9 protein-coding genes are annotated in these 13,879 nt (G+C 56.5%); all 9 read left to right on the top strand.

What is annotated here, in order from left to right; genetic code table 11:
* The first annotated feature begins 95 nt into the window (after nt 1-95).
* Entirely contained in the window at nt 96-3,131 is a 3,036-nt protein-coding gene (locus CW354_RS18020; RefSeq protein ID WP_207764900.1) for a TonB-dependent receptor, read from the top strand.
* Nucleotides 3,132-3,410: 279 nt separating this feature from the next.
* The gene (locus tag CW354_RS18015) at nt 3,411-4,172 is read left to right on the top strand and encodes a sialate O-acetylesterase (RefSeq protein WP_165793802.1); all 762 of its coding nucleotides are present in this window, start codon (nt 3,411-3,413) and stop codon (nt 4,170-4,172) included.
* Between the two features lie 117 nt (nt 4,173-4,289).
* Nucleotides 4,290-5,762: a sulfatase-like hydrolase/transferase gene (locus tag CW354_RS18010; RefSeq protein ID WP_104831458.1), complete on the top strand. Its 1,473-nt coding sequence runs from the start codon at nt 4,290-4,292 to the stop codon at nt 5,760-5,762.
* 2 nt (nt 5,763-5,764) lie between these two features.
* A complete protein-coding gene (locus tag CW354_RS18005; RefSeq protein ID WP_104831457.1) occupies nt 5,765-7,183 on the top strand; it encodes a sulfatase family protein in 1,419 nt (472 codons plus the stop codon).
* A 117-nt stretch (nt 7,184-7,300) separates the two neighbouring features.
* Nucleotides 7,301-8,935 carry a carboxylesterase/lipase family protein gene (locus tag CW354_RS18000; RefSeq protein WP_104831456.1) on the top strand — a complete coding sequence of 545 codons (1,635 nt, stop codon included), beginning with the start codon at nt 7,301-7,303 and terminating at the stop codon, nt 8,933-8,935.
* A 120-nt stretch (nt 8,936-9,055) separates the two neighbouring features.
* Nucleotides 9,056-10,618, top strand: a complete 1,563-nt coding sequence (locus tag CW354_RS17995) for a sodium/sugar symporter (RefSeq protein WP_104831455.1) — start codon at nt 9,056-9,058, stop codon at nt 10,616-10,618.
* Nucleotides 10,619-10,759: 141 nt separating this feature from the next.
* Complete coding sequence (locus tag CW354_RS17990) at nt 10,760-11,686, top strand: formylglycine-generating enzyme family protein (protein ID WP_207764899.1); 927 nt, start codon at nt 10,760-10,762, stop codon at nt 11,684-11,686.
* Nucleotides 11,683-13,182, top strand: coding sequence for a glucose-6-phosphate dehydrogenase (zwf, locus tag CW354_RS17985; protein WP_207764898.1), 1,500 nt, complete (start codon nt 11,683-11,685; stop codon nt 13,180-13,182). Before CW354_RS17990 ends, zwf begins: the two co-directional genes overlap by 4 nt.
* Complete coding sequence (gene pgl / locus CW354_RS17980) at nt 13,172-13,870, top strand: 6-phosphogluconolactonase (protein ID WP_104831453.1); 699 nt, start codon at nt 13,172-13,174, stop codon at nt 13,868-13,870. The genes zwf and pgl overlap by 11 nt, the downstream gene beginning before the upstream one ends.
* Nucleotides 13,871-13,879: the final 9 nt, after the last annotated feature.

The raw sequence follows: 13,879 nt of genomic DNA, 5'->3' as shown, positions 1-13,879 counted from the left end.
TAATTATTCTGGCGCACTGTTCGGCATTTGCGAGCGGTGCCAACTCGCATCAAATAAATATTGAGCGCGGGCCGGCGGAGCATACGCTAAAGCGATTGGCCGAATCGACTGGCGTTTCCATCGTGTTTGATTTGAATGTTGTTCGCGAAGTGCTGACCAACCAGGTTAACGGTCAGTTCTCCGTCAATGACGCTCTCTCAATTATGCTCGACGATACTGCTCTGCGTGGCGCTCAAACGGACGGGGGCTTCATTGTGATTGCCCCTGCCGGCAGCCGGGAGGGTAGAAAGATGAGCAGACGATTAGCGAGGCTTGGATTGTTGGTGGGCGCGAGCGCAATAGCGACGACGGCTGCGGCTCAGGATGAGCTGACCAGCGCTGATACTGACGATGTTATTGTTGTTACAGGAATCAGGGGCAGCCTGCAAACGGCAAATCAGAGAAAGAGGTCGGCAGACAGCTTCATAGATGGAATCGCTGCAGAGGATCTCGGCAAATTTCCTGATCAAAACGTAGCCGAGTCGCTGCAGCGAATCACAGGCGTCACAATCAATCGCGTTGCCGGGGAGGGTGCGCAGATCACGGTTCGCGGTTTTGGTCCAGAGTTTAATCTTGTGCGGATGAATGACCGCACCCTCGCAACTGTGACGGAGGAACGGAGCTTTGATTTCCAGATTCTACCATCGGAACTGATTGTTGGCGCGGATGTTGTGAAGAGCCCGACGGCCGATATGTGGGGCGGATCAATCGGTGCGAATGTCAATCTTCGCACGGCGCGGCCACTTGACGGGTCGGGTTTTACACTGGTCGGATCAGGTCAGGCGCGTTATCAAGATCTTGGCGAGAAATGGGGACCGCGCCTATCGGCTGTCATCGGGCAGACATTCGCGGATGACTCATTCGGCGTACTGCTCGGCGCGGCTTATGAGGATAGGGTCGTCCGGACGGAAGAATCGCGTAACGGAGAAGCTTTCGGCCAAGGAAACGGCTGGTTTCTTTTCGATGGGCCCGTCGGCGGTCCGGGGACCGAGGTCCGCCAATTCCGTGTTCCGGCTCGTTCAGGCCAGAGTTTTTCCGAGGACGACCGTCGCCGGATTGCTGTTCATGGCACCATGCAATGGCGCCCGTCGGACAAAGTGGAAATGGTGGTCGACGGGCTTTTTGTCGATTTCCAGCGTGACGGCACGTTGCAGGGAGTTATCGCGCCTCTCCAGTTTCCGACATTCGATCCGGCGAATCTGGTTGTGAACGAGAACGGCACGGCCGTTTCATTTACCAAGTTCTTCGGGCCCTTGGATATTCGCTATGAAGAAAACAACGCGGCGAGCAATACTTATGCGATCGGCTGGCATGGAACGTTCGAGCCCACCGAGCGCGTGACGTTTAATGCCGACGCATCCTGGTCCCGCGCCTCAGCTACAAATCAGTCCATCCTGATTTCGCCAGGCATTTTGAATAACAACCCACTGAATAATCCCTTGCCTGGCGGCGCTGCAGATCCCGCCTTCCAGCAGAATGTCATAACCTGGACGAATGGCGACGTGCCGTCCTGGTCGAACAGCTTGGATCTCTCAGATCCAAGCCTGGCGCGCATCCATGTTGCGAGACATCTCGCCGACGAACTCGAAGACGAGCTGTTTGAAACCAGGCTGGACGGAACCTTCGAGGTGGATCACGGCCTCTTCAAGTCTTTCAGTATCGGCGGTTTCTACAGGGATCGCAGCAAGTCGACGCTGCCTTTTAATAACGGCGTCGGCCCGAACGGTGAAGACGGCCCGCTCGGCGGCAACATTCCCGCCTGGATAATGCCCGGCGCGCCTTTTTCCGTGTATGGAAGGCCCAATGCTTCGGGCCGCGTTTTCCAGGCGCCCGCGGCTATTTTCACGCCGGTGTCCGTTCCTGATTTGCTTAGCAGCGAGAACGCCTCCATTCTGACGGATTTTCTCCTGATCGATGTTGACGCCTATTGCGATTACGTCCGTGAAGCTACGCTCAACCAAAATGTGTGCTCGCTGCAAGAACGGCAAGATTTCAGGACCGGCGTTGATGAGACGGTGTTTGGCGGCTATGCGCGCATGGACCTGGCCGGCGAATTTGGCTCGATGCCTTTCACGGCGAACTTCGGAATTCGATATGAACGCACTGAAACGACGTCCGAAGGACCGTTTTCCGCGTTGCTGAATTTAGCGCCGGAATCTCCAGACGGATCGACGTCGGGTCTGCTAGTCACCACATCGCCAAGCGAGATTGTGACAGCGGACAATGAATATTCGAATTTCCTGCCGAGCTTCAACTTTTCTCTTGAGCTCTCGCGGGGAACCTATTTCCGTTTCGCTGCTGCGAAAGTGATCTCTCGGCCGACGCTTGGAAAGATCATTCCTGGCCAGACCTTCCCGTCACGGAGCATCGAAAGCTTCCAGCGGATCGCGAACAACCCTGACCTTGACCCTTATGAGGCGTTCCAGCTTGACGGCGCGCTTGAGCATTATGCGGAGAACGGGAACGCGTTCTCAATTTCTCTGTTCTACAAGGAAATCGAGACGTTCATTTCCGAACAGACAGTTCTTGTGGATTCGGGGTACGATCACCCGACATTTGGCGACATTATCATCCGCGACCAAGCGCCGCGAAACCGGCAGGGAGGCACGATTCAGGGCTTCGAGATCGCCGCTTTGGTGAACTTTGATTTCCTCCCTGGCTTTGCCAGAAATTTAGGTGTGCAGGCAAACTACACTTTCGTGTCCAGTGAGGACGCCGCTGCGAATGATGAAATCGCCGAATTGCCGCTCGCCACGCTTCCCGACAACGGACTTGAGGGTTTCACGCCTCATTCCTATAACATCGTGGGCTTCTACGAAGATGAGCGTTTCCGCGCTCGCGTCGCCTGGAACTGGCGCGACACATTCCTAGAATTCCGCTCCGGCGCCGAAGGTATAGCCAGTCACATTGACGCCTATGGACAGCTTGATGCGGGCCTCGGGTTCAAGATCAATGATCACTTCGAACTGACGGCCGAAGCGAGCAATCTGCTCAACGAAAATACGATCCGTTTTGCAGATATTCGTGAGCGCGTGTTGCTCAACGAATATACCGGGAGACGTCTCTTTCTCGGCGTGCGTGGTAGCTACTAGCAGCAATTTCAATCCATCGCCGGATCGGTGCGTCGGCAGTCCGAAAGTTTCCAATCCTTGCGGGCGCCCGCTGCGGCGATGAAGAATGAGATGCGGTCTCGCCAAAGCTGAAAACCGACCCGTGGCTCCGAGGGAGTTATCTTCGCAGGTGGGGCGGGAACCGCAGAAAGACTGATGATGGATAGACGCAGAGAATTGACTTTATTGGGCCGCAAAGTGTGTTTGGCGTGCCTGTTTGCGCTTGTGGCTGCGTGTGTTGGCGGGGGGCGTTCTAGCGAGGTGATCGCGCTTACCGCCGACCAGCCCATGATTTTTGTGCTGGCCGGGCAGTCCAACATGGTTTCGCGCGGGAAATTGGACGACGTGTTTCGCGACGATGTATTGCGTTCGACAGGCATAAGCTACGTGTGGGGTCTGGAGCGCCGGCCGATCGCTGATTTCGTATCGCGCTCTGGCCTCGACGACCCCTGGCCAAGAAAGGCCGGAAATTACACGCAGGGAGTTGGCGTCAGCTTCGCCCTCGCCTTGCGTTCAATGGGCGTCAAGCAGGACATAGTTCTTGTACCGTGCGCAGTTAGCGGATCAAGCATTGTCGAATGGGTTTCCGAACCTTCGGGCGCGACGACGGAAGGTCTTTATGAACGGTGTCTAGGGAATGTTGAGGCAGCGCGCCAATTTGGAGAAGTTCGTGCGCTGCTTTTCTACCAAGGCGAGCGCGATGCGAGAGATGATATACGCGCGCGCAGCTGGGGGAAGCTTTTTCGAACCGTAATCGGCGCTTTTCGCGCTGACCTCGACAACTCTGCGCTTCCGGTGTTCGTTGTGCCCCTCCCAGAGCTCGGCGCGTCGCTTAACGATCGATATCCATTCTGGAGCGACGTTCAGAAAATGCAGGCTGAGATCAGCGGTAGCGCCTTGAGCGTCGTCGATAGCTCGAATTTAAAAACCGGTGATGACGGGCTTCATCTCGACTCGGAGTCGCATCGGATCTTGGGGTGGCGTCTGGCGGCAGCGTTCTGCGACAGAACCGACGTATGTTAGTTCATTGGGATGACGCGGCGATCCGCCAGAGCGCTGCACCGAATGCGGCAAGGCTGAGAGACGAGACTGTTTGGCGGTATTGGCGAGTGGAAGTGGATAGGTTGAAACGGTGCGGAAATGAGTAAATTCAAGATTTCACAGCCTGCCGTTCTGGCGGCCCTTGTAACGCTAATCGGTTGCTTCACGTCCGCTTACGCCGCCGCTCCAGGCAAAAAGCCTAATGTAGTCATTTTTCTTGCGGATGATCTTGGCTATGGTGATCTCGCGACTTATGGCGGAAAAGCGCAATCGCCCAACATTCAGAAGCTTGCCGATCGCGGCGCGATGTTTACTGACTATTACGCGGCTGCGCCAGTGTGTTCGCCTTCGCGCGCTGGACTTCTTACTGGCCGGTTCCCGATGTCGACAGGAATATTCACCTATATCCGCGCGCGCCGGCCAGGTCGGGATCTTGCCGAAGAGCAGGTGTGGCTCAAAGAGTCATTCCTGACAATGCCTGAAATGTTGAAATCCGCCGGTTACCAAACCGCGCATTTCGGAAAATGGCATCTCGGGGCTTATCCGAAAACGGCGTCACATCCGCATCCGCAGCCTGCCGATCACGGATTCGACTATACATTCGGGACGCCGAACAACGCATTTCCAAGCCATCTCAATCCGACGAATTTTTTTCGCAACGGCGAACCGCTCGGCAAGATCGAAGGCTATTCAGCTCAGATTGTCGCATCGGACGTTATTGCGCAGTTGGACAAGCGCGACGCCGATCGGCCGTTCTTCTATTATCTTGCTTTTCACGAGCCCCATTCGCCGATCGCTTCGCCCGAAGACTTGATCGAAAAATATGCCGAGCAAGGATACGGTCCTGTCGAAGCGGAATATCTGGCCAACATAGAAAATCTCGACTCGGCTATTGGACGGGTCATCGCCGCGCTCGACGAACGATCCCTTCTTGAAAACACTGTGATCGTCTTTCAGTCCGACAACGGGCCTATCAAGCCGGGGGAAACCGGCGGGTTGCTTGGCGAGAAAAACCTGGTCTACGAAGGCGGAATTCGGGTGCCGTTCGTTATGGCGGGACCGGGGGTGCCAAATGGCCTCTACACCTTTCCCGCCGGCGCGGTCGATTTGTTGCCCACACTAAGTGCGATGCTTTCGGTTGAGGACGCCGCACGGTTGTCGCGCGACGGCGTCAGCATCCTGCCATTTCTTCGTGAGGCGGCGCCAAATCGCCCTCGGCCGATGGCGTGGTTCTTCTATAGGAACAAACCTCAAGCGGCGCTGCGTTCCGGTGACTACGTTCTTGTCGCGTCCTTCGACGACTCGACTGCGCGAACGCACTTTATCGCCGCTGAAGATCAGGAAGACATTCGACGGATGCCGTCGGAGTTCGACACCTTCAAACTTTACGATATCCGCAAAGATCCGGGCCAGACGAAAGATCTGGCGAAGTCTCAGCCCGAGACGACGCGGATGCTGGCGCTCGAACTGCAGAAAATCCTGATCAAGGACCTCGACGAAGCGCCGATCTGGAAAAAACTTCCGAGCCGCAAGGGATGGCCCCAGCGCGTTCAGAACTGGCCACAGGAGTAGAAATGAGAGCCGCAATCACATTTTTTACAATTGTTCTATTCGCAATCTCATCCGCTTACGCCGCGGAACGGCCGAACATTGTCCTGATCGTCGCCGACGACCACGGGCTCGACGCGATCGGCGCATACGGAAATGATGTAGTTCAAACGCCAAACTTGGATCGGCTCGCCGCTGAAGGCGTCCGGTTCACGAATGCTCATGCGACGGTTTCTAGCTGCAGTCCGAGCCGATCTGTTCTGCTGACGGGCAAGCAGAATCACGAAAACGGCATGTACGGATTGCAGCACTGGGAACATCATTTCAGTTCGTTCGACGATATAAAATCATTGCCAGTCATGCTGGCCGATAGCGGCTATCGAACCGGGCGGGTCGGCAAAGTGCATCTTGCGCCGGACGCGGTTTACAAATTCGACAGCCCGCTTTCGGACGGCGCCGCCAACGACATGGCCTCCGTCGCGCGCAGCCCGGTCGAAATGGTTGAGTTATCGGAAGATTTTATCGCTGCGGACGGCACTTTCTTCCTCTACTTCGCCACAGATGATCCGCACCGCGCGTTTCCCTTCGACACTTATCCCGCGCCGAACAGTTTCGGTAATCGCAATGAAGGCTACCCTGGAATCACTCACGTCGAATATAGGCCGGAAGACGTGAAAGTCCCGGCATTTCTACCGGACATTTCGGCGGTACGCGAAGAACTGGCTCAATACTATTCATCCGTATCGCGGCTCGATCAGGGAGTCGGCGCCCTGCGCGCGGTCCTGGAGAAACATGGGAAGCTCGAAAACACGATTATCATTTATCTGTCCGATAATGGAGTCGCTTTCCCTGGCGCCAAGACGACCCTCTATGAGCCGGGCATCAATTTGCCATTGATCATTCGCGACCCGAAGAGCCGACGAGCCGGCGGCGATGTCAGCGATGCTCTCGTGTCATGGATGGATATCACGCCTACAATTCTTGATTATGCAAATGCGTCGGCTGAGGGTGAAACGCTGCGCGGCGTATCACTGAAGAAACACATTCAGAAATCGGGGAAAATGAACCGGGCTGCGATTTTCGGATCGCATTCTTTCCACGAAATTCACATGTATTATCCGGTTCGGATGATTCACACAGGTCGCTACAAGCTTATACATAATCTTGAGCCGACTCTCGATTTCCCGATGGCGCTCGATCTTGAGCAGTCTTCAACATGGAGAGCGTTTCTTGACAGTGGTGATGATCATTACGCGAACCGTTCCAAAAAAGAATTTTTTGATCGACCGGAGTTCGAACTCTATGACCTTGTTGAGGATCCGGACGAGTTGAACAATCTCGCCGATGACCCTGGTCATCGTGAGATTCTGAACAGGATGAAGAACGATCTTCACAAGTTCATGGTTGATACCAATGATCCATGGCTGTTGGCCTTGGATCGCTGACGCGCGTTTGCGGGTGAGCGTCGACAATAGCCCTGGCCGCGAGTGCGCGGGACGGGATTGAAATGCGGCAGGCGGAAACTCTCGACTGCCGTCAGGAGCACAAGGCGAATTAGAATCATGGCTGACCCAGCGTTGAGAGCGGTATTCCTGGTTGCCGCGGCGTTTCTTTCGGCATGTTCTCATGTTGAAGCCGCCGGGAAGAATACACCTGTCGTGGAGCTAGGATCCGTCCGTCTTGAAGGGAGCGTCGAGGACGGCGCACAGTCCTTCAAGGGGATTCCCTACGCCGCGCCCCCGGTCGGCGATTTGCGATGGCGCCCGCCACAGCCGCCGTCCGATTTGCCGCAGTCGCAGTCGTATGAGGCTCGCGCTTTCCGCTCCGACTGCATGCAGATCCCTTTCGAAAGTATTGTCGGCACTCCTATCAATACGGAGCCGTCCGAAGACTGCTTATATCTCAATGTCTGGCGCCCGGCTGACACGGACGTCGGCGCCAACCTTCCTGTCATTGTGTGGATTCACGGCGGTGGGTTCGTTAATGGCGGCTCCTCGCAGGATATTTACGACGGCGCCGCCATGGCGCGCGGCGATGTCATCTTTGTGACCTTTAATTACCGTCTCGGACGTTTCGGATTTTTCGCCCACCCCGCCCTGAGCGCGGAGGGCAAAGGACCCTCCGGAAATTACGGCTTCATGGATCAGATCGCCGCCCTGAACTGGGTGAAAGGTAATATCTCTGCATTCGGCGGCGACCCGGACAATGTGACAGTTATCGGAGAATCTGCGGGCGGCGTTTCGGTTTTGAATCTGATGGTTTCTCCCGCCGCCCGCGGCTTGTTCCAACGCGCTGTCGTCATGTCGGGCGGCGGCAGGACCATTCGCGGCTTCGGCGGTCGCCATATACGCGAAAGTCGGATTGGCGTGGCGTCGGCGGAGGAAATCGGCGTCAATTTCGCGCGCGCGGCGGGAATTAACAGTGAAGGAAAGGCCGTGCTGGAAGCACTGCGCGCATTGACAGCGGAAAAGGTTCTCGGCGATCTGAATCTGCGGACGTTGTTTGTGCAAGATCCGCTTTCGCCGCAATTTCCCGGCGGGCCTTTCGTGGACGACGGAATCATCACCGGAGAGATCGAAGACCTGATCGGTGGCGAAAACGCCTTTAGCGGACCGCTGATGATCGGCACGACGAGCGCGGATATGGGGTTTGCGGCCGCTCCGACTAAGCCTCTATTGTTCGCTACATTTGGTCAGTATGCGAAAGAAGCGAGAGCGGTTTATGATCCGGCTGGAGAAATGGGCCTGAAAAATCTCGTGGATATGGTAGGCGCTGATCGTGTGATGCACGAGCCGGCCCGGCATGTCGCTCGGCGCCATTCCGATTTCGGCGCCGCTGTTTATCTATACAGGTTTCATTATGTAGCCGACGCTGTTCGCGATAAGTGGGATGGCGCTCGACACGCGTCTGAAATTCCCTACTTCTTCGGAACGGTCGGCATCCGCTACGGCGATGAAACAACGACGCAGGACTTGTCGGTGCAGCGGTTGGCCAATGGATATTTGTTGAATTTTGCGAAAACAGGCGATCCCAATGGCGCTGCCCTGAATAACTGGCCGACGTTCCACCCGCGCGAAATCCTGCTGAAGTTCACCCAGGAAGGAGAGGCGAGTGCTGGCGCTGATCCGTGGGCGCAAAGGCTAGATGTGGTCGAGGCCGCTCGGAGCGTCAGCCGAAACAGTAGCGACAATCAATGACAGATGCGACTAAGGAAGACGTATTGGGGTGCAGAAAAGGAATTGTCCGCCTCAGTGATCGTGATGCGAATAAATCGGCTGCTGTGAACAACGATAGTTCGGCTTTTGTGGATACATATTATGGCGCTTGAGTTTCTGGATATTGTTATTATTGCTGGTTACGCTCTGGCGCTTATCGCAATTGCAACGCTGGTCAGCCGCGAAGCGGCCGGTCACAAGAAGGATACTGCGGATTATTTCCTTGCGGGCAAGGCGCTGCCGTGGTGGGCGATCGGGGCGTCGCTCATTGCCGCCAATATTTCGGCGGAACAGATCATCGGCATGTCCGGTTCGGGTTACGCCATCGGTCTGGCGATTGCCTCTTATGAGTGGCTCGCCGCCATCACGCTGATCGTTGTCGGCAAGTACTTTTTGCCGATCTTTTTACAGCGCGGCATTTATACGATGCCGCAGTTTCTGGAGCAGCGCTTCGGCAGCGGCGTCAAATATGTGATGTCGGTCTTCTGGATCGGCATATATACTTTCGTCAATTTGACGACCATTTTGTGGCTTGGGGCGACGGCGATCAACGCGCTTGCTGGTGCCGAAATGATGCTCGGCATGGTGCTGCTTGCGATGTTCGCCGCAGCGTATTCTCTTTATGGAGGACTGAAAGCGGTGGCGCTTACCGATATCATTCAGGTTGTGCTGCTCGTTCTCGGCGGCGCCCTGATCACGCATGTGACGCTGACGCAAGTAGGCGACGGTTCCGTGTGGGGCGGATATCAGGAGCTTGTGGCTGAGTTTCCTGAACGCTTCGACATGATCCTTTCAAAAGATAATCCGCAATACGCTAATTTGCCCGGTCTCGGCGTTATCCTGGGCGGGATGTGGATCATGCATTTTTCGTATTGGGGCTTCAATCAATATATCATCCAGCGTGCGCTGGCGGCGAAGAGCGTAGCGGAAGCGCAAAAGGGGGTTATGTTCGCCGCTTTCCTGAAAGTAGTGACGCCTTTTATTATTGTCGTGCCAGGAATCGCCGCCGTGTCCTTGGCGCCAGATCTGGCAAAGCCGGACCAAGCATATCCGGAGATGATGAAGCTCGTGCCAGCGGGGATTCGCGGGTTGATCTTCGCTGCGTTGATCGCTGCGATTGTGTCTTCGCTTGGCTCGATGATGAATTCGATTTCGACGATCTTTACGATGGACCTCTACCGGCCATTGCTAGGTAAAGACAGATCCGAGCGCGAGCTGGTGCGCGTCGGCCGCATCACCAGCTTTTCGGCGCTTGCCATCGCTGTCCTCGCGGCGCGGCCGCTGCTCGACGGCGCTGATCAGGTCTTTCAGGTTATTCAGGAATACACCGGTTTCTTCACACCCGGTATTGTCGCCATCTTCGTGCTCGGCATGTTTTGGAAGCGGGCGACGGAGTTTGGCGTGATCGCGGCTGTCATAGGATCGTTCGCCCTGTCGCTTGCCTTCAAGATCCAGCTTCCCGAAATGCCATTTATTGATCGCGTCGGCCTGGTTTTTCTCTCCTGTCTCGCGGTCGGTGTCGCGCTGTCATATATGCAGAAGCCAGACTGTGAGGAGAAAGCGGTGCGGCTCGGCGACATTTCCTTTAGAACGGGCCCGGTATTCAATCTCGGCTCCGTTGTCGTCGCCTCCACTCTGATTTTCCTTTATGCATTCTACTGGTGAGTGAATGTGAATATGCTTATGTCGGCTGGAGGTTTAATAAATTGCTCCACTCGAGCTACAGTCAAAATTGATTTGGAAACAGATCAATTGTCTCCGAGCATCAGAGCCCTAAAAATATTTTGCATCTCCCTTGCGAGCCTGATGGCTGTTGCCTGCGACAGGGCCGTCGTTACGGTGCCTGATGCCGATGCCCACTGTTTGGCGCCGAGAGAGGGCGCGGATGGTTCCGTCGCCATACCGGCCGGAACGGTGCGGCTTGGGGAAGGAGGGCTTTACCGTGAAGAAGGCCTCGTGCGGGAAGTCAGCATTGAGGCCTTCGAAATCGACCGCACCGAAGTGACCAATCAGGCGTTCAGTGAATTTGTCGATGCAACCGGCTATGTCACCCGTGCTGAACGCGGTCTCGATACGACCGTTGCGGCTGAATTGCCTGAGGAACTCCGTCAACCCGGTTCGCTGGTTTTCTCGCCGCCGGAGGCGCGGGAAGCTATGACGCCTTCCGCTTGGTGGCGCTTTACGCCGGGCGCAGACTGGCGCCATCCGTACGGGCCAGGCAGCACGATCGAAGGCAAAGACCAGTACCCGGTCGTTCACATCGCGATCGAGGACGCGATCGCTTATGCGAACTGGAAAGGACGTCGGCTGCCAACGGAGGCGGAATGGGAATACGCCGCCGCTCGCGACGCTGGCGCCAACCCCGCCGCGCCTTCGGCCAATTACTGGCAGGGTATGTTTCCGTTTATCAACAGCGGCGAGGATGGTTTTACGGGACTCGCGCCCGTGGGCTGTTTCAAGGCGAACAAGCACGGCCTTTACGATATGGTCGGCAATGTCTGGGAGTTGACTGCCAGTCCCTATTATCCACGCCACGCAGCGGATGGGTTACGGGATGAATTTCCTCAAGGATACGCACCGGAGCAACCTGGGATACCCGTCAATGTCATAAAGGGCGGCTCTTATCTTTGCGCAAAGAATTTCTGTTTCCGTTACCGTCCGCAATCGCGCCAGCCGCAGGACGCTTATCTAGCGACCTCGCATGTGGGATTTCGTACGGTGAAGCGGCTGTGAACGGGACGATGGGTGGTCATTTCTCAGCAAGGTCGGCATTAGTTCCAGTACCTGAATTTGATATAATAGTGTTCGGGGCTACGGGCGATCTTGCGCTTCGAAAACTGATTCCATCATTGTTTCATCGGTGGCGCGACGGACAGATATCGAAGACTTCGAGGATTGTCGGCGTATCGCGCGCCGAAATGGATTGCGTTGGCTTTAGCAAGCTGGCGCTTGGGAGCTTTCGGGAATTTCATCCAAGCGAGAGAGTTGACGAGGCGGAGTGGGGCGCCTTTACGAACAACCTCCGCTATTGCGGACTTGATGCGGCGCATGCCGAAGCCGATTGGTCATACGTACGCAACGCGCTGAAGGGCGCCGGCGACAAACAACGCATTTTTTATCTTGCGCTGCCGCCGGCGCTTTACGGCGCGGTCAGCGCCAATATCGCCGCCGCTGGCCTGAACCAGGCCGGCGCGCGTATCGTTCTGGAAAAGCCAATCGGCGCGGGTTTGCAAAGCGCCCGCGATATTAACGCCGCGGTCGGCGCCGTATTCAACGAAGACGAAATTTACCGGATCGACCATTATCTCGGAAAGGAGACCGTCCAGAATCTGATCGTTTTGCGGTTCATGAACTCGTTATTTGAACCGGTGTGGAATGCCAACGCTATCGACCACGTGGAAATTACCGTCGCGGAAACAATTGGAGCCGGCGGACGGGCCAGCTATTATGACGCCGCTGGCGCGCTACGCGACATGGTGCAGAACCACCTGCTGCAATTGCTGTGTCTTGTGGCGATGGAGCCGCCGCTTGATCTTGATTCCGATACGCTACGCGATGAAAAGATAAAGGTATTGCGCGCCCTGCGCCCGATTTCGCGCGTGAATGTGCGTTCGTCTACGGTCAGAGGCCAGTACGGTAAGGGCGCTATCGACGGCGAAGTGGCTGCCGGTTACTGTGAAGAGCTTGGGGGCCCGTCCGATACCGAAACGTTTGTCGCGATTAGGGCTAATGTCGATAACTGGCGCTGGAAAGGCGTCCCGTTCTATTTGCGCACGGGAAAGCGGATGGCGTCTCGTTATTCCGAGATCATTATTCAGTTTAAGGATATTGCGCACGCCCTGGTTGATGACGAGCCTCTGCCACCGACGCGAATGGTGATCAGGCTCCAGCCGGATGAAGGCGTCAAATTGCTCCTCGTGACAAAAGATCCCGGCCCCGGCGGTATGCGGCTTCGCTATGTGCCTCTGAATCTTTCTTACGCGGAACAGTTTGAGGCTCGCTATCCTGACGCCTATGAGCGGCTCCTGATGGCTGTGGTGCGCGGTGATCTCGGTCTGTTCATGCGCCGCGACGAGGTTGAGGCCGCGTGGCGTTGGGTCGATGGAATCCGCGACGCATGGGCACAGGATGACACGCCTGTCTACAATTACGCTGCGGGCACGGAAGGGCCGGCGCAGGCCGCCATGATGCTCGATCGCGAAGGACGGGAGTGGTTCAATGGCGCTTGAGCCGGCGATGACCGCATTCACATCACGCGAAGCGCTTGCAATGCGGATCAGTGCCCTGATCGCAACGGAGCTTGACCGTGGGGCGCGCCTTAACGGTAGCGCGGCGATCGCCGTTTCCGGGGGGACGACGCCGAAACCGCTTTACGAGGCGCTGGCCGAGCGGGACCTACCCTGGGGGCGCATTGCGGTTGCGTTAATCGATGAGCGCTGGGTCCCGCCGGATCATCCCCGTTCCAACGAGACCTTTGTGCGCAATGCGTTCGCTGCCGCGACCTGTGCGCGGATCAGTGGGCTCTATCAAGACGGCGTGTCGGCTGAAAAGGCCGCTGGCAGGATCTGTGCAGCCGGGGATCGACCTGCATTCAATGTAGTGGTGCTCGGCATGGGCGAGGACGGGCATACGGCCTCATGGTTTCCCCAGGCACAGGGCCTTGCGAATGCGCTCCGGAGCGATAAACCCGTATGCGCCGTGACGGCGCGCCGAAGCGAAGCGACCGGCGACGAAGTCGAGCGCATCACGATGTCGCTTTCCGCGATCGCCAAAGCGCCGCTCGTGATCTTGACTATAGCAGGCGGGGAAAAACGCGCTGCTTTCGAGGCGGCGATGGCGGACGGTCCGGTTGAGGACATGCCGGTCCGAGCCATTTTGCGGGCGCGGCCCGACCTTTTAGTCTGCTGGGCGCCATGAGGAAAAAGC

The sequence above is a fragment of the Hyphococcus luteus genome, from assembly GCF_002943565.1.
GTDB lineage: Bacteria > Pseudomonadota > Alphaproteobacteria > Caulobacterales > Parvularculaceae > Hyphococcus > Hyphococcus luteus.
The sequence above is the reverse complement of the archived record's forward strand: the minus strand, read 5'-3'. Positions and strand labels throughout refer to the sequence as shown.